19 protein-coding genes are annotated in these 16,367 nt (G+C 65.9%); 12 read left to right on the top strand and 7 right to left on the bottom strand.

Annotation, left to right across the window (positions count from 1 at the left end; translation table 11 throughout):
• Position 1 precedes the first annotated feature (1 nt).
• From C7455_RS09675 to C7455_RS09660, 4 genes are read left to right on the top strand one after another with little or no spacing between them, the layout of a single operon-like run.
• On the top strand, positions 2-337 hold the full coding sequence (locus C7455_RS09675) for an EamA family transporter (protein ID WP_109667720.1): 336 nt from the start codon (positions 2-4) through the stop codon (positions 335-337).
• Entirely contained in the window at positions 334-1,323 is a 990-nt protein-coding gene (locus C7455_RS09670) for an ABC transporter permease (RefSeq protein ID WP_109667719.1), read from the top strand. The genes C7455_RS09675 and C7455_RS09670 overlap by 4 nt, the downstream gene beginning before the upstream one ends.
• On the top strand, positions 1,320-2,237 hold the full coding sequence (locus C7455_RS09665) for an ABC transporter permease (RefSeq protein WP_109667717.1): 918 nt from the start codon (positions 1,320-1,322) through the stop codon (positions 2,235-2,237). Before C7455_RS09670 ends, C7455_RS09665 begins: the two co-directional genes overlap by 4 nt.
• A 36-nt stretch (positions 2,238-2,273) precedes the next feature.
• Positions 2,274-3,257, top strand: a complete 984-nt coding sequence (locus C7455_RS09660; RefSeq protein ID WP_109667716.1) for an ABC transporter substrate-binding protein — start codon at positions 2,274-2,276, stop codon at positions 3,255-3,257.
• Positions 3,258-3,312: 55 nt separating this feature from the next.
• Here C7455_RS09660 and C7455_RS09655 read toward each other — a convergent pair whose 3' ends face one another.
• Positions 3,313-3,642, bottom strand: a complete 330-nt coding sequence (locus C7455_RS09655; protein ID WP_146199972.1) for a hypothetical protein — start codon at positions 3,640-3,642, stop codon at positions 3,313-3,315.
• Between the two features lie 188 nt (positions 3,643-3,830).
• Between C7455_RS09655 and C7455_RS09650 the strand changes: the two genes are divergently transcribed.
• Positions 3,831-5,156, top strand: a complete 1,326-nt coding sequence (locus C7455_RS09650; RefSeq protein ID WP_109667713.1) for a short-chain fatty acyl-CoA regulator family protein — start codon at positions 3,831-3,833, stop codon at positions 5,154-5,156.
• A gap of 24 nt (positions 5,157-5,180) precedes the next feature.
• On the opposite strand, the gene C7455_RS09645 is transcribed toward C7455_RS09650, so the two are convergent.
• On the bottom strand, positions 5,181-5,330 hold the full coding sequence (locus tag C7455_RS09645; RefSeq protein ID WP_170119048.1) for an LPXTG cell wall anchor domain-containing protein: 150 nt from the start codon (positions 5,328-5,330) through the stop codon (positions 5,181-5,183).
• 250 nt (positions 5,331-5,580) lie between these two features.
• On the opposite strand from C7455_RS09645, the gene acnA reads away from it, so the two are divergent.
• The 4 genes from acnA to C7455_RS09625 all read left to right on the top strand — a co-directional run bounded on the left by acnA (position 5,581) and on the right by C7455_RS09625 (position 10,751).
• Complete coding sequence (gene acnA, locus C7455_RS09640; protein ID WP_109667709.1) at positions 5,581-8,280, top strand: aconitate hydratase AcnA; 2,700 nt, start codon at positions 5,581-5,583, stop codon at positions 8,278-8,280.
• Between the two features lie 304 nt (positions 8,281-8,584).
• Positions 8,585-9,433: a Hint domain-containing protein gene (locus C7455_RS09635; RefSeq protein ID WP_109667708.1), complete on the top strand. Its 849-nt coding sequence runs from the start codon at positions 8,585-8,587 to the stop codon at positions 9,431-9,433.
• A 69-nt stretch (positions 9,434-9,502) separates the two neighbouring features.
• Entirely contained in the window at positions 9,503-9,955 is a 453-nt protein-coding gene (locus C7455_RS09630) for a methyltransferase family protein (RefSeq protein WP_109667706.1), read from the top strand.
• Positions 9,956-10,043: 88 nt separating this feature from the next.
• Positions 10,044-10,751: a DUF1223 domain-containing protein gene (locus tag C7455_RS09625; RefSeq protein ID WP_109668161.1), complete on the top strand. Its 708-nt coding sequence runs from the start codon at positions 10,044-10,046 to the stop codon at positions 10,749-10,751.
• An 11-nt stretch (positions 10,752-10,762) separates the two neighbouring features.
• Here the strand turns inward: C7455_RS09625 and C7455_RS09620 are convergent, their stop codons facing one another.
• From C7455_RS09620 to C7455_RS09610, 3 genes are read right to left on the bottom strand one after another with little or no spacing between them, the layout of a single operon-like run.
• Entirely contained in the window at positions 10,763-11,725 is a 963-nt protein-coding gene (locus C7455_RS09620; protein ID WP_109667705.1) for a lysophospholipid acyltransferase family protein, read from the bottom strand.
• A gap of 35 nt (positions 11,726-11,760) precedes the next feature.
• Positions 11,761-12,600: a DMT family transporter gene (locus C7455_RS09615; RefSeq protein ID WP_281269410.1), complete on the bottom strand. Its 840-nt coding sequence runs from the start codon at positions 12,598-12,600 to the stop codon at positions 11,761-11,763.
• 44 nt (positions 12,601-12,644) lie between these two features.
• Positions 12,645-13,076: a protein tyrosine phosphatase family protein gene (locus C7455_RS09610; protein ID WP_109668159.1), complete on the bottom strand. Its 432-nt coding sequence runs from the start codon at positions 13,074-13,076 to the stop codon at positions 12,645-12,647.
• Between the two features lie 160 nt (positions 13,077-13,236).
• Between C7455_RS09610 and C7455_RS09605 the strand changes: the two genes are divergently transcribed.
• Genes C7455_RS09605 through C7455_RS20130 form a run of 3 tightly spaced genes read left to right on the top strand, consistent with a single transcriptional unit; the run spans position 13,237 to position 14,066 of the window.
• Positions 13,237-13,554 (top strand): TraR/DksA family transcriptional regulator, encoded by a 318-nt coding sequence (locus tag C7455_RS09605; protein WP_109667702.1) that lies wholly within the window; start codon positions 13,237-13,239, stop codon positions 13,552-13,554.
• Between the two features lie 44 nt (positions 13,555-13,598).
• Positions 13,599-13,850, top strand: coding sequence for a hypothetical protein (locus C7455_RS09600; RefSeq protein WP_109667700.1), 252 nt, complete (start codon positions 13,599-13,601; stop codon positions 13,848-13,850).
• A 42-nt stretch (positions 13,851-13,892) separates the two neighbouring features.
• Positions 13,893-14,066, top strand: a complete 174-nt coding sequence (locus tag C7455_RS20130; RefSeq protein ID WP_170119047.1) for a hypothetical protein — start codon at positions 13,893-13,895, stop codon at positions 14,064-14,066.
• A 28-nt stretch (positions 14,067-14,094) separates the two neighbouring features.
• Here C7455_RS20130 and pdxA read toward each other — a convergent pair whose 3' ends face one another.
• Positions 14,095-15,078, bottom strand: a complete 984-nt coding sequence (gene pdxA, locus C7455_RS09595; protein ID WP_109667699.1) for a 4-hydroxythreonine-4-phosphate dehydrogenase PdxA — start codon at positions 15,076-15,078, stop codon at positions 14,095-14,097.
• Positions 15,075-16,304 carry a peptidylprolyl isomerase gene (locus C7455_RS09590; RefSeq protein WP_170119046.1) on the bottom strand — a complete coding sequence of 410 codons (1,230 nt, stop codon included), beginning with the start codon at positions 16,302-16,304 and terminating at the stop codon, positions 15,075-15,077. The genes pdxA and C7455_RS09590 overlap by 4 nt, the downstream gene beginning before the upstream one ends.
• Positions 16,305-16,367: the final 63 nt, after the last annotated feature.

The following is a 16,367-nucleotide window of genomic DNA, read 5'->3' as shown; positions in this document are numbered from 1 at the left end:
CATGAGCGGCGGGCTGTCTCTCTGGCTTGGCGGCGCGATGCTGGTGTTCCTGACCGCCAGCGCGACCCTGCGCCACTACGTCGACCAGCCCAAGCTCTGGGTGCTTCTGATCGCGCTCTGCCTCTATACGCTGGGCAATCTGATGATGGTGCGGCTGATGCGCGAAACGGGGATGGCCGTGGCGATCTCGGTCTCGGCCGTGCTGCAACTGGTGCTGGCCAGCGCCGTTGGCCTGACGGTCTTCGGCGAACGCCCGACCGGCCAGCAATTGGCGGGGCTTGCGCTGGGTATTGTCGCGGTTGCGCTGATCGTCTGGCCGCAGAGGGGGCAGGGATGACAGCCGCCGCCGACATTGCCCGCCCGCGCGGGCTCGGCGCGATTTCGGCGCTGACGGGTGCCGTGGTTCCGGTGCTGACGGTCGTTCTGGCGATTGTCGCCATCTGGTATGCGGCCAGCGTGATGATGAACCGCGCCTGGACGCTGGACCAGATCCAGCGGCAGGGCCTCGAGATGACGCAAGCGGAAATCCTGACGGCCGCGATGACCCAGGAACGCCCCGTCCTGCCCGCCCCCCATCAGGTTTTCGCCGAGATCTGGAACACCACCGTGGGCGAGCCCGTGATGCGCGAACGCCGCGGCCAGATGCAGGGCAACCCCCGCAACCTTATCTTTCACGCCTATCACACGCTATGGCCCACCATCCTCGGTTTTGGCATCGGCAGCTTTCTTGGCATCTTGCTGGCCATAGGCATCGTGCACAGCCGCGCCATGGACATGAGCGTGATGCCCTGGGCCATCGCCAGCCAGACGATCCCGATCCTTGCCATCGCGCCGATCATCGTGGTGGTGGTCTCGAACCTGCCCGCGCTGAACAGCGCGGTCAGCGCAGGATGGATCAGCGAGGATACCAAGCTTCTGGTGCCCAAGGCGCTGATTTCCTCCTATCTCAGCTTTTTTCCGGTGGTCGTCGGCATGGTCGCAGGGTTGCGCAGCCCGCAGGCGACCGATCTGGACCTGATGCGCACCTATTCAGCAAGCCGCAGCCAGACCTTGTGGAAACTGCGCCTTCCCGCCTCGGTGCCGTTCCTCTTCACCTCGCTCAAGGTGTCGATCGCCGCCGCGCTTGTGGGCACGATCGTGGCTGAATTGCCCACGGGGGCGCGTTTCGGCCTTGGCGCGCGGCTGCTGACGGGCAGCTATTACGGCCAGACGATCCAGATCTGGTCGGCCCTCTTCATGGCCGCGATCTGTGCGGCGGCGCTGGTGATCTTGCTGGGCGTGATCGAGAAAATCACCCTCCGTCGCATGGGCGCGCGGTCATGAGGGCGGCAAGCCTTCCGCCTTGGGGCCTGCCCGCGCTGGGGGCTGGCTTGATCGCGCTGGCACTGGTCAGCGACACGCGGCTTGCGGTCATCCTTGCGGTCTGGTTCGGGGCTTGGGCGCTGAACGCGGCGCTTGCCAATCGCAGCGGCGCAGGGGCCACGCGGCTTGTTGTGCCGGTGATCTTCGGGGTTACGCTGCTGGTCCTGTGGGAACTGGTGGTCCAGCTTTACCAGATCAGTTTCGTGATCCTGCCCGCGCCCTCGGCGATCTGGGCACGGATGGTGACGGAGACGCCGACGCTTTGGGCCGATTTCCAGCAAACGATCCTCAAGGGCGCGCTGGCGGGTTATGTCATGGGCTGCGGCGCGGCGTTTCTTGCCGCACTCGCCATCGACCGATCCGCCTTTCTGCAGCGGGGCCTTCTGCCGGTCGGCAATTTCATCGCAGCACTGCCCATCGTCGGCACCGCGCCCATCTTCGTGATGTGGTTCGGCTTTGGCTGGCAGTCGAAATCGGCGGTCGTCGTCGCCATGGTGTTCTTTCCCATGCTGGTAAATTGCGTGCAGGGGTTCAAGGCGTCCGACGTCATGCAGCGCGACCTGATGCGCACCTATGCGGCCAGCTACGGGCAGACGCTCGTGAAACTGCGCCTGCCCACCGCCATGCCCTTCATCTTCAACGGGTTGAAGATCTGCACGACCCTTGCGCTGATCGGGGCGATTGTGGCTGAATTTTTCGGCTCTCCCACGGTGGGGATGGGGTTTCGCATCAAGATCGAGATGGGCCGCCTTGCCATGGATATGGTCTGGGCCGAGATCGCGGTAGCGGCGCTTGCGGGTTCGGGCTTCTACGGGCTGGTGGCCCTGATCGAGAAACGACTGACATTCTGGCATCCGTCGCAAAGACGGGGATGACGGCAATAACAACCAAGACCAACAGGAGGTAATAGAATGAAGAAGACATTGATCCCGGCCCTCGCCATGGGTCTGGCCGCCACCGCGGCACAAGCGCAGGACGAAGTGCGTCTGCAACTGCAGTGGGTGACCCAGTCTCAGTTCGCGGGCTACTACGTCGCGCTGGAAAACGGCTATTACGAGGAAGAGGGGCTGGCTGTCACCATCCTGCCCGGCGGCCCCGATATCGCGCCCCCGCAGGTTCTGGCCGGTGGCGGCGCGGATGCGATGCTGAACTGGATGCCGTCGGCCTTGGCGGCCCGCGAACGCGGCCTCCCGGTCGTCAACATCGCCCAGCCCTTCGTGCGCTCCGGGCTCATGTTGACCTGCTGGGCCGATGCCGGCATCGCGGAACCCGCCGATCTGGCGGGCCACACGGTCGCGCATTGGTTCTTCGGCAACGAATACCCGTTCATGGGCTGGATGAACCAGCTTGGCATCCCGGTCGACGGGTCCGAGGGGGGCGTGACGCTTCTGCAGGCGGGCTTCAACGTGGATCCGCTGTTGCAGCGGCAGGCCGATTGCATCTCGACCATGACCTACAACGAATACTGGCAGATCATCGATGCCGGCATCGCGCCCGAGGAACTGGTGACCTTCCGCTATTCCGATTACGGCATGGACACGCTGGAAGACGGCATCTGGGTGCTTGAGGACAACCTCAACGATCCCGCCTTCTTCGACAAGATGACCCGCTTTGTGCGCGCCTCCATGCGCGGCTGGGAATGGGCGGCGGAAAACCCCGATGACGCGGCGATGATCGTGCTCGACTACGACGAGACCGGCGCGCAGACCGAAACCCACCAGCTGCGCATGATGGGCGAGGTGGCGTTGCTGGTCGCGGGCGGTGACGGGATGCTCGATCTGGAAAGCTACGAGCGCACGGTGCGCACCTTGCTGGAAGGCGGCGATGCGGTCATCACCGCCGAGCCGGAGGGTGCCTGGACCCATGCCGTGACCGAAGCCGCGCTCGCCAACTGAGCCACTGGCCAAGACCTTGCGACAGCCCCGGCGCGATCCCGGGGCTGTTTGCCTGTCAGCGCCTGAGGTCCACGCCGACAGGCGCTGGGGGCTCAAGATCGGACAGAAGGTCCGACAGGCTGATGCCCACGGGCGGCTCGGGATCGTCAAGCTTGTCAAAATCCCCCACCTGCCGGGTGTTGAGCGGCGGAATACCGAGCCCCTTGATCGGGGCCGGCAGCGTTGGGGGGAGCGGATCATGGCGCAGGTCGTGGCCGGATACGGGCGCCGTGACCGCCTGTTGACCAAGCTCGGTCCGCACTGGACCTCGCCCATGGCTGGTCTGGAGCCTGTCGTTGGGCAAGAGCGAAATTGCGCCGGGGGATGCGGCAAGCAGCGATGTCATCTCGGGCGTCTCCGATTCGGAACTGCCCCAACCCGGTTGCATGCTCTTGCCAAATGCTGCGCGAGGAAAGGGGATGGCTAAATTGCCCCGCAAATTCCAGCGACCACTTGTAAACCATGCTCTAACGCCTTCGCATGGCGACGTTTTCCTGTTAATCTCTGAATCTCCTGTTGCAGCAAGGCCCTGCCATGCCCCCCGTGTCCCCCGTAACGCCCCTTCCGCGCCGCGCGCATCTGACCGGCAACCGTATCCGCGAACGCCGTCTGGTGCTGGCGATGAAACAGGCCGATCTGGCGGTGCGGGTCGGCATCTCTCCGTCCTATCTGAACCTGATCGAACACAACCGCCGCCGCATCGGTGGCAAGCTTCTGCTCGCCATCGCCCGCGCTCTCGAAGTGGAACCGGCACAACTGTCAGAAGGGGCGGATGCGACGCTTTACGATGCGCTGCAATCGGCAGCGCAGGCTTTGCCCACCGCGTTCAGTGCCGCGCCTGAAACCGACCGGATCGACGAGTTGGCGGCCCGATTTCCCGGCTGGGCGGCCCTGATCGCCGCGCAGCGAAAGCGTAACGCCGGGCTTGAAGCGCTGGTCGAAGGATTGCGCGACCGCATCGGTCACGACCCGGTGCTGGCCGATGCCATGCATGAGGTCCTGTCGACGGTGGCCGCCATCCGGTCCACCGCCGATATCTTGGTGCGCGATCCGGGGATCGACCCCGCGTGGCGCACAAGGTTCCACCGCAACCTGCATGAAGAGGCCGAGCGCCTGTCGGTCCGGGCGACCGCCCTTCTGGGCCATTTCGAGGCCGAGGAGGATGCGGGCGCGCGCGCGTCCTCGACGCCGATAGAAACGGTCGAGGCGATGTTCGAGGCGGCCAGCCACCACTTCCCCCGCATCGAGGCTGAGGGTGCAGCGGCGATCCCATCCGTTCTGGCGCGCGCGGCCGGTATGGAGGATGCCGCCACACGGGCGCTTGGCGAGCGCTGGCTGGCGGGCTATGCGGCGGATGCGGCGCGGTTGCCGCTGGCGGTTTTGCAGCCCGCCGCCGAAGCGGCCGGGCATGATCCGGCGGCGCTGCTGCATCTTGGGCAGGGCGACGTGGCGCTGGTGCTGCGTCGTCTGGCGACGCTGCCGCGTCAGGCCGGACCCGGTGAGGGGCCGCCACCTTTCGGGCTGGCGGTGTGTGATGGGGCCGGCGCGCTGATCTTTCGCCGCCGTCTGACGGCGTTTTCCATCCCGCGTTTCGGGGCGGGCTGCCCGCTCTGGCCGCTCTACCGGGCGCTGGGCCGCCCCGGCCAGCCCGAGGCGGCACTGATCGAGATGCCGCAAGGCGCCAGGTTCCACAGCTGGGCTGTCAGCCAGCCCACAGGCCCTGCGGGTTTTGGCGCAGCGCCGGTGATGCAGGCCGTGATGCTGGTGACGCCCGCGGGCAAGGCAGCCAAGGGTCCTGCGATCGCGGCGGGGCCGGGATGTCACCTGTGCCCAAGGCAGGATTGTGCCGCGCGGCGCTGAGGCGTCTTGCCTAGATGGCGCGTGTCAGGCGCGGTTGGCCTTACGTCGGCGGGCCAAGAGCCACAGGCCCAGAGCGATCACCCCCGCGCCCGCCAAAAGCGGCGTCAGGGCTGCGTGATCCAAGTCGGCCAGTGCCGCGCTTAGCTCATGGATTGCCGTATCGACAAGGTCCATCGGTCTGCTCCGATCCTGTGACTGCCTCGAATCGCCCGGTTTTCCGGGTCTGATCATTCACTGAACGGGGCAATTGCGGCAAAACTTGGGCAGCGCCGGATCTGCGGCCTGACCGCACAGCCTCTTGCGGTATGCAATCGCATACATTAATGTCGCAGCCAATGGCTTTGCCCTTGATCGACAGCCGGTCAGGTGGCATCGCCAAGCCAGATCAGACGATCCCCACATGACCGGATGAAGGGAGGCCAAGATGCCCATTACCGTCGGCCACGATACCGCCAAGACGCGCCGCACCCTCAAGGCAGGCACGAAAAGCTACGCCTATTATTCCATCGCCGCCGCCGAGGCTGCGGGGCTGGGCGATTTCTCGCGCCTGCCCGCCGCGCTCAAGGTCGTGCTGGAAAACATGCTGCGCTACGAGGATGGCAAGACCGTCAGCGTCGATGACATCAAGGCCTTTGCGGTCTGGGCGCAGCAGGGCGGCCAGAACCCGCGCGAGATCGCCTACCGTCCCGCGCGCGTCTTGCTGCAGGATTTCACCGGCGTTCCGGCTGTGGTCGATCTGGCCGCGATGCGCGATGCGCTGGTCAAGCTGGGCGGTGATGCGCAGCGGATCAACCCGCTCGCGCCCGTCGATCTGGTGATCGACCATTCGGTGATGATCGACGAATTCGGCAATGCGCGGGCGTTCCAGATGAACGTCGACCGCGAATACGAACGCAACATGGAGCGCTACACCTTCCTCAAGTGGGGCCAGAGCGCGTTCGACAATTTCCGCGTCGTGCCGCCGGGCACCGGCATCTGCCATCAGGTCAACCTCGAATACCTGTCCAAGACGGTGTGGTCGGACAAGGACCAGACCGGTGATCTGGTTGCATATCCCGACACGCTGGTCGGCACCGACAGCCACACCACCATGGTCAATGGCGCGGCCGTTCTGGGCTGGGGCGTGGGCGGCATCGAGGCCGAGGCCGCGATGCTGGGCCAGCCGATTTCCATGCTGATCCCCGAGGTCATCGGCTTCGAGCTGACGGGCAGGATGATGGAAGGCACGACCGGCACGGATCTGGTGCTGAAAGTCGTGGAGATGCTGCGCGCCAAGGGCGTGGTGAACAAGTTCGTGGAGTTCTACGGCGAGGGCCTTGACCGCCTGCCGCTGGCCGACCGCGCGACCATCGCCAACATGGCCCCCGAATATGGCGCCACCTGCGGCTTCTTCCCGATCGACGCCGAAACGCTGCGCTACCTGCGCAACACCGGCCGCGACGAGGATACACTGGCGCTGGTCGAAGCCTATGCCAAGGAAAACGGGTTCTGGCGCGGGGCGGATTACGCACCAGTCTACACCGACACGCTGCATCTGGACATGACCTCGATCGTGCCCGCGATCTCGGGGCCGAAGCGGCCGCAAGATTACGTCGCGCTGACGGATGCCAAGACGGCCTTCACCCGTGAGATGGCCGAAACCTTCAAGCGCCCGATGCACAAGCAGGTCGCCGTCGAAGGCGAGGATTACACGATGGAATCGGGCAAGGTCGTGATCGCCGCGATCACGTCGTGCACCAACACCTCGAACCCCTATGTGATGATCGGTGCGGGCCTTGTGGCGCGCAAGGCGAACGCGCTGGGGCTCAAGCGCAAGCCCTGGGTCAAGACCTCGCTCGCGCCCGGGTCGCAGGTGGTGTCCGCCTATCTTGAGGCCGCAGAGCTACAGGATGATCTCGACGCGCTGGGCTTCAACCTTGTGGGCTATGGCTGCACCACTTGCATCGGCAATTCCGGCCCGCTGCAGCCCGAGATCACCAAGGCGATCACTGAGGGCGATCTGGTCGCCACGGCGGTCCTGTCGGGCAATCGCAACTTCGAGGGTCGGATTTCCCCCGACGTGCGGGCCAACTATCTCGCCAGCCCGCCGCTGGTCGTGGCCTATGCGATCGCGGGCACGATGGATATCGACCTCGCGCGTGACCCGATCGCGCAAACGGCCGATGGCAAGGATGTCTACCTCAAGGACATCTGGCCGACCACGGCGGAAGTGGCCGAGACGGTCGAGCGCACCGTGACGCGCGAGGCGTTCCTGACCAAATACGCCGATGTCTTCAAGGGCGACGAGAAGTGGCAGGGCGTCGATGTCCCCCAGCAGGAAGTCTACAACTGGCCCGCCACCTCGACCTACATCCAGAACCCGCCCTATTTCAAAGGCATGGGGGCGGAGCCGGGCACGATTTCCAACATCGAAGGCGCGCGCGTTCTGGCAATCCTGGGCGACATGATCACCACCGACCACATCAGCCCGGCGGGATCGTTCAAGGAGACGACCCCTGCTGGCAAGTATCTGGTGGAGCGTCAGGTGGCCCCTCGCGAGTTCAACAGCTACGGGGCGCGGCGCGGCAACCACGAGATCATGATGCGCGGCACCTTCGCCAATATCCGCATCAAGAACGAGATGCTGGACGGCGTCGAGGGCGGCTATTCGCTCGGGCCGGACGGTGCGCAGACCTCGATCTTCGACGCGGCGATGGCGTGGCAGGAGGCAGGCGTTCCGCTGGTGATCTTCGGTGGCGAGCAGTATGGCGCGGGGTCCTCGCGCGACTGGGCTGCCAAGGGCACGGCGCTTTTGGGGGTCAAGGCCGTGATTGCCGAAAGCTTCGAGCGCATCCACCGCTCGAACTTGGTGGGCATGGGCGTCATCCCCTTCGAATTCACCGGGGGCGACACGCGCAAATCCTTGGGCCTGAAGGGCGACGAGACGGTGGATATCCACGGGCTCGATGCCGTGACGCCGCTGATGGAGACCAAGGCCACCATCACCTATGGCGACGGTTCGGTGAAGGAGATCATGCTGAAGTGCCGGATCGATACGGCCATCGAGATCGAATACATCGAACATGGCGGCGTGCTGCATTACGTGCTGCGCGATCTGGCCAAGGCGCCCGCCGCGGCTGAGTGACGTGGGGCTACAAGGTCCGCATCAAGACCAATAACAGTGATCACGGGCGCCTAACGGCGCCCGTTTTCATGTCGCGATGCACGCATACATCCGGCGATCGCAAGACCGGCTGCGTTTCGGGCCTTTGCCTGGGCCCATGTTTCGCGGTGCGCCACATTTTTTTGCGTATCCGAAACCATATTGTCGCCGCGGCAATCGTGTCGTGCAAAAATACTTGCCACGTTGCTCAATGCTGTGCGCTCATATGCCCGAACTTAACTATCGGGCTGCTTCTTGGTGGCATGCGTTTGCGAGGGCATTGGATATGGCAACATTCAACTACACCCACGTCGTGCGATACTTCGGAAACGGAGATGGTGCGAGCTTCGGGACCATCACGGTTTCCTCCGGCACATTGGACGATGGGGATGCGGACACGACTTTTGAAGCTGACGACACGGTAACGGGTCTTTTTTTCGATGTGGGATACATTGGAACCGTCGTGATTGACGGTGAGACTTGGCCAGCCTTTTTCGATATGTTCTTCCTCGAGACACAGGTCTACATGTCTCAAGCGCCTGTTTCGCCGCCTGCCACCTTGCAGGTCGACGAAACCGCAATCTTCTGCTTCGTGGCCGGCACCCAGATCGACACGCCGACGGGCGGTGTCGCCATCGAACGGCTTGCCATCGGCGATCTGGTCACCACCGCCGATGGCCGCGCTGTGCCGGTCAAATGGCTGGGCCGCCAGACGCTCGCCCCTTTGTTCAAGCCACTGCGCCTGATCCGCGTCGCTGCCGGTGCCTTGAGCAACGGCCTGCCGCTGCGCGACCTGACCATGACCGCTGACCATGCGCTGATGATCGACGGGCTGCTGGTCAACGCAGGTGCCCTGGTTAACGGCACCACGATCACGGTGGTCACGGACCTGCCCGAGCGCGTCACGATCTACCATGTCGAGACCGAAGCCCACGACGTGATCCTTGCCGAAGGCACGCCCGCCGAGACCTACATCGACTACGCCTGGCGGCAGGCCTTCGACAATTACGCCGAGTATGTCGCGCTCTACGGCGAGGATCGCGCGATCGCGGAGAACCCCGCCCCGCGGATCACCTCGGCGCGGCAACTGCCCGTCGAGGTGCAGGCGCGGCTGGGGATCGTGCGCGCCGCCTGATCGCGGGCGTTGCGGGGGCAGGGGGCAGGCGGTAGTCTGCCCTTCAGCTTCCCCACAAGAGATGCCGCCATGCTCAAGGGCTTTCCCGACCTGCCGCCGCTTTGGTTCTTGCTGGCGCTTGGCCTTGTGTGGGTCTTGGGCAGCTACCTGCCGCTTGTGCGCCTGTTCGGCCCTGTGTTTCAGGCGGCCGGCATCCTTCTGACCTTAACGGGGCTGGGCCTGATCGGATGGGCCGCCCTGTGGTTCTGGCGCAAGCGCACCACGATCGAGCCGCATCACGCGCCGACCAGCCTGATCGTCGAGGGACCCTACCGGCTGTCGCGCAACCCGATCTATCTGGGCCTGCTGGCAATCGTGGCGGGTGCGGTCCTGTGGCAGGGCGCGGCCAGCGCCGTGCCGGTGCCCTTTGCCTTCGCCGCCATCCTCTCGCGGCGCTTCATCGAGCCCGAGGAAGCCGCCCTGCGCCGCGCCTTTGGTCCGGAGGCCGAGCGCTACCTGACGGCCACACGGCGCTGGTTGTAACGCAGTCTCGCAAAGGCTTGATTGGCAACCGGGTCTGCGGGCAACTAGGTCTGGAATGCGGCATGGGGCCGTCGGGACGGAGACGGTGATGAAAACCACACTGGCAGGAGCTTTGGCGGTGCTGATCCTTCTGGGGCAGGCCGCGGGCGCGCAGGACCGGCAGGGTCCGGTGGTGGTGGAGCTCTTCACCTCGCAAGGCTGTTCCTCCTGCCCTCCGGCGGATGCGCTGCTGGGCGAATTGGCGATGCGCGAAGATGTGATCGCCTTGGCGTTGCATGTCGATTACTGGGATTACATCGGCTGGGAAGACACCTTCGCTATGCCCGAGATGACCCAGCGCCAGCACGGATATGCCTACGCTGCCGGGTCCACGGTGGTCTACACGCCGCAGATCATCATCGGCGGGCAGGACCATGTCGTGGGCGTGCGCCCGATGGCGGTGGCCGATCTTATACAGGCTCATGCCTCGGCGCCTGACCCGGTCAGCGTGTCCCTGATCCGCGACGCGGGCGGCCTTGCCCTGAGGGCCGAGGCGCATATGGACCCGCCACGCCCGCAGATGGTGGTGCAGGTCGTGACCTTCAGCCCCCATGAAGAGATGGCCATCGAACGCGGCGAGCGTGCGGGCACAACGGCGCACCACTATAATGTCGTGACATCCTGGCAGGTGGTTGCCGAATGGGACGGCGCGAACCCCTTTGCCGCGCGGATCGAACCGCAAAGCGACCTGCCTCTGGTCGTCATCGTGCAACAGCGCGATCACGGCCCGATCCTTGGTGCGGCGCGGCTCGACTGAGCACCCGATCGTCACTGCGACGACGTTGTGTGGGTCTCTTCAGCCTCGGGCAGGGCTTCGGTGGCCGGGCTGTCGGGGTCGAGCGGCGGGAACTGGCCCGCCTGCCGCAGCGGTTTCCAGCGCCGGTGAACCCAGAACCATTGGTCCGGCCGGGCGCGGACCCGGGCGCCGAGACTGTCGTTAAGCGCCTGCGTCATGGTGCGGGCGTCGGTGTGCGGGATCGGCGTCTCGATCGTCACGTCGAAATCGAGGCCATTGTCCTGCCGCTCGGCATAGATCGGCACCAAAAGCGCGTCGTATTTCAACGCCAGTTCGCCCGCCGACAGCACCGTGGGGGCCGGTTTGCCCAGAAAATCGAGCGGCTCGCCGCCCGAAAAATACTGGTCGATCAAGATCGCGCCCTGTCCGCCGTCGCGCAAGACCCGCACGAACCCCGCCAGCCCGCGCCGGTCGCGCGGGAAGGCGCGGCCGCCCACCCCCTCGACCGAGGCGACATAATGGGCGTTGGCATAGGGGTTGTTCATCAGCCGGTATAGCCCGCCCATCTGGTAGCCGCGCACGTTCATGGCCGCGCGCGCCGCCTGATAATTGCCGAAATGCCCCGACACGAAGAGGATCGCGCGCCCTGCGCGGCGCGCCTGCTCGCAGGTCTCAAGGCCGGGCCCCCGCGGTTGCCAGCATTTTGCCCATTCCAACTGGTCCGTGGTCGAATAATTCTCGATCAGCACCCGGCCGAAATTGTCGAGCACTGCGTCTGCGATGCGCCGCCGCTCATCGGCGCGCATCTCGGGGTGGATATAGGCCAGCTGTTCCTCGGCCCGCGTCCGAAAGCCGGTGATCCCGCCAAGGGCGCGGAATACCGCCCCCATCATCGGCACGCGGCGCGCATAGGGCAGGCGGAAGGCCGCCCAGAGCAGGCCGCGGGCACAACGATCGACGGTCCAGTCGACCCAGAGGCGGCGGGGTTTGGCCATCGGTCCGTAAGGTCAGTCCGTCTTGGGCGCGGGTGTCATGCCGTAGCAGCGGCGGCCCGCGCGCGGGTTTCGCGGTGCCAGACATAAAGACCCGCCCCCACGATCACAAGCGCCCCGAGGAAGGTCCAGCGGTCCGGCACCTCGTCAAAGGCCAAGAACCCCCAGAGGCTGGCAAAGACCACGCCCGCATAGCCAAAGGGGGCAACCGCGCCTGCTTCGGCCATGGTCAGCGAGCGGATCAGCAAGAACTGCCCCAGCGCCCCGACCGCGCCCAGCCCCAGAAAGATCGCGGCATCGCCCACGCTTGGTGTCTGCCAGACCGGCACGGTCAGCACGCTGGCCACCAGCGTGCCGATGATCGCGGTATAGAGGAACGAGGTCAGGATCGGCTCGTCGCGCCCCAAAAAGCGCGTGGTCAGCGCGTAGCTGGCGTAGAACGCGCCCCCCAGAAGCGGCAGCAGCGCGGTCCAGGAAAACAGATCCGCGCCCGGGCGGATCACGATCAGCGCGCCGCTCAGCGCTGCCAGGATCCCGAAGATCCGTCGCGGCCCCAGCGGTTCGCGCAGCAAAAGCGCCGCGCCAAGCGTCAGGATCACGGGATGCACCTGCATCACGGCGGTGGCGGCGGCGATGTCCATCGTGCTGATCGCGGTGAAAAACGACAGGGTCGCGGCGAACAGGAAGGCCGACCGCAGCAGTTGTAGCCCGAGGTGACGGGTGCGCAGCAAGGGCCCCAGCCTCGGCGCGAGGATCACGGCCACCACCGTCATCATGCCGGCATAGCGCGCCCAGACCACCTGCATCGGCGCGTAGCGGTCCATCAACGCCTTGGCGGTGGCATCCATGGTAGAAAAAAGAAAGATCGCCGCGAGCATCAAGACAATGCCCTGTGCCGTGGGCGACAGGCGCGCCAAGCGCCTCAGTCCGCCCGTTCCGCAAGTGCCTCGATCTGCGGGCGCAGCCATTCCAGCTGGTAGCCCCATGTCTCGCCGCGGGAGATGATCTCGTCGGTCGGAAGATCGCCAGACATCCCCAGCGCCCAGACGATGGTCGACCGGTTGCCCGAGGCGCAATAGGCCACCACCGGCCCTTCGGCGGCATCGATCGCGTCGCGCTGTTCCTCGACATTGTCCATGGTCAACTGGCCGCCCACGACCGGGTTGAAGACAAAGGCAAGGCCCGCAGCCTCGGCCGCGGCCTGCATGGAGGCCGCCTGATGCGACGGCGGGTTTTCGCCGTCGGGGCGGTTGCAGATTACGGTGGTGACGCCGGAGGCTGCCAGCGTTACCATATCGGCAGGGTCAAGTTGCGGGGCGACGGCGTAGCTGTCGGTGATCGGGCGCAGATCCATCATGGGCTCCTGTCAGCGGTGTCGGGGGCACCATGCCGCAAGCCCGGCTCGAGGGAAAGACCACGTTGACCCATGTCAAAGTGACCGCCGCGCGCCCCTGCTAGGCTATGTCAGTCAGGTCAGCCCTGCCCAAGACCACACATCAAGGAGGAGGCCCGCGATGACCGATCTTGCCACCCGCCGCGCCCAGTTGGACGAGCGCCTCGCCTTTCTGGTGGACCGCCTGCGCGAGCTTGATGCCGAACTCGACAGCCACCAGTCCAAGGACTGGGAGGAACTGGCCACCGAGCGCGAGGGCGACGAGGTGCTGGAACGTCTGGGCCAGTCCGGACAGACCGAGATCGCGCGGATCCGCGCGGCCCTCGTGCGGATGGACGCGGGCGAATACGGCGATTGTGTCAAATGCGGCGAGGAGATTTCGGAAGAACGGCTGGATCTGCTGCCCTACACGCCGTTTTGCCGGACCTGCGCCCGCTAGCGACCCGAGGTCGCGTCCACACCCCCTCGACCGGAGCTTTGCCGATGTCGAACCCAGATCCCGACCGCGACCAGAGCCATATCCATCGTGTCCTGGAGGCGATCTTGCTGTCGCCGGTCACCGGGCGTGCGGTTGCCCGGACGCTGCTGTCTCAGGCCACAGAGCGCGAGACCCCGACCATCGTCTCCGACATTCGGGCGCATCGCGCCGACAAGGCCGCAGGCAAAGACGCTGAAGCCCGCCACGGCGCTGACGCAAGCCGCGGCCCGACATCGCCTTGGGCGCGGTCGGGCTGATCGGGGGCTTGCCCCCACATTCGAGCCAAGGGAGGCCGAACCATGCCCAATGACAAACCCGCAGCCGCCAAGGCGCATACCGAGTTGCGACGCCGCAGTCGCCCCGAGGAAAAGCCTTCGACCGAGGCAGAGGTGCCAAAGCTGAAACCGCGTGTGCCCGAGGACCGTGTGCCCGGCGGGGATGAGGACGACCTGTTCAACGACATGCCGGTCTGACTGGCCCCAAGCCTTCGGCCTTCGGCCCTCAGGTCGCGTGCCGCTGGCGGGCCATGTCGCGCGCCATCTCCAGCGCGGCGATCAGGCTGGTGGCATCGGCCCGGCCCGTGCCCGCGATGTCGAAGGCGGTGCCATGATCGGGCGAAGTGCGGATGAAGGGCAGGCCCAGCGTCACGTTCACGCCGCCCGCGAAATCGATCGTCTTGATCGGGATCAGCGCCTGATCGTGATACATGGCAATCGCCGCATCATAGCCCGCCCGCGCGCCGGCATGGAACATCGTGTCGGCGGAATGGGGCCCGCTGACGGCCAGCCCCTCGGCGCGCAGCGCGCGGATCACCGGGCCGATCACCTCGATCTCGTCGCGCCCCATCGCCCCGCCTTCGCCCGCATGGGGGTTCAGGCCCGCCACCGCGATGCGTGGCGCGGGGATGGCAAAATCGCTGATCAGGCTGGCATGCGTGATGCGGATCGTGTCGGTCAAGAGCTGGGGGGTCAGCGCGGCCTGAACCTGCGACAACGCAATGTGGATCGTCGCCGGCACCACCCGCAAGTCGGGGCAGGCCAGCATCATCACCACCCGCTCGACCCCCGCCAGATGGGCGAGATATTCGGTGTGCCCCGGAAACCGGAATCCCGCGCCATCCATCAGCGCCTTCTTGTGGATCGGGGCCGTGGTCAGCGCGCTTGCCTCGCCGCGCATGACCAGATCCACGCCGCGGGCGATGACGTCGATCACGCTCGCGGCATTCTCGGGCGCGGGTTGGCCGGGGATTGCGGGGGCCGGAAAGGCATGGGGCAGCACGGGCAGGCCGCGGCGCGCGGCGGCAGCCGCATCGGCGGGTCGTGCGATCGGCACCGGCTCCACGCCGTATCCTGCCAGATGCGCGGGGTCGCCGATGACAAAGAAGGGCAGACGCGACCCCAGCCGCTGCCATGCCTTGCACAGGATCTCGGGCGCGATGCCCGACGGCTCGCCGATGCTGACGGCAACGGGGGGCTCGGCGCTCATTCGTAGGTGATGATCGCGTCGGCGCGCAGTTCTTCCAACAGCGCGTCCGCGTAGCCTTCCAGCTGCTGGACGATCAACTGCTGACGCAGGGCATCGCGGCCCGCCTCCGGCTCGGCGACATTGCGGGCGCAGAGCATGACTGCAAGCGTCGTGGTCCCTGCGTTACGGGTCACCGAAAAGCTCATCTCGCCTGCATCCAGCGCTGCCAGCGCCATGGCGATGTCGCCGGGGATCGCGCCCAACGGTTGGTCAAATCTTTCGAAGGCGCCGGGCCGTTGACCATAGAGATCGTCGCAGACGTCGATGTCGGCACGCAGCGCGGCGGCGGCGGCAGCCCCGTCCTCGGTGCTGATGGACGGCAGGGGCACCGTCACATAATCGACCGAGGTCACGGCCTGCGCGCGATAAGCGCCCTCGGACAGGCCGCGCATCTGGAAGATGGCGATGGCCGGTCCCAGCGACACGGGCCCGTAGGTTTCGCCAAACGCCAAAAGCACCATGTCCTCGCGCAGCTGCGGCGGCACGGCGTTCAGCGGACGCCAGCCGGTCAACCCGTCGTTTTCCCGCGTGGTGGCAGCCGAAAACCGCCGCGCCGCCTCGGAAAAGGTCTCGGTGTCGAAATTCAGGTCCGCCGCCAGCCGGGCAAGTTCGCTGCGCAGGGTTTCCTCGTTCTCGGGTGTCCGCGGCACCACGATCTCGGCCAGAAGGATGGTCGCGCCGTCAAGTCGCGGGGTAAACTGCAGGGCCTCGTCGATGTCGGCGTCGGTGATCTGGACGCGCGCGCCAAAGCGGCGGCGCACCACGTTGCGCCACGAGATGCCGTTGGCGACGAAATCGCGGAAGGTTTCGGGCGCAACGCCTTCCTCGCCTATGGCGCGAATGAACTGTTCGGCTCCCAAATCTGCACGGGCGGCGAATTCCTCCACGCCGGCCTCGATCTCTTCGGGCGAGGCCAGCGCACCGACGCGCCGGGCCTCGGCCACCTGCAGGCGTTCGTTGACAAGCGTCTCAAGCGCCTCGGCGCGCAGGTCGCCCGGCGCGCGCAGCACCTCGAGGAAAAGGGCGCGCTGGTCGATCTCGTACCAGGTCACGATGCTGTCATTGACCCGGACGGCGGCGGAAAAGGGCGATTGCGCAGAGGCCGTCACGGCAGGCAGGGCCAGAGGCGCGGCCAGCGCAAGCATGCGCAGGAAACGGCGGATCGGGGTCTGGGGGATCTGGATCATCGCGTCTGTCGTCCGGTCTGCTCTGGGGCTTTGCGTGCGGGCGGGGCCCGCTGTCCTTGTTGT

The sequence above is a fragment of the Roseicyclus mahoneyensis genome (assembly GCF_003148775.1).
Classification (GTDB): Bacteria; Pseudomonadota; Alphaproteobacteria; order Rhodobacterales; family Rhodobacteraceae; genus Roseicyclus; species Roseicyclus mahoneyensis.
This window is presented reverse-complemented; position numbering and strand designations above follow the sequence as displayed.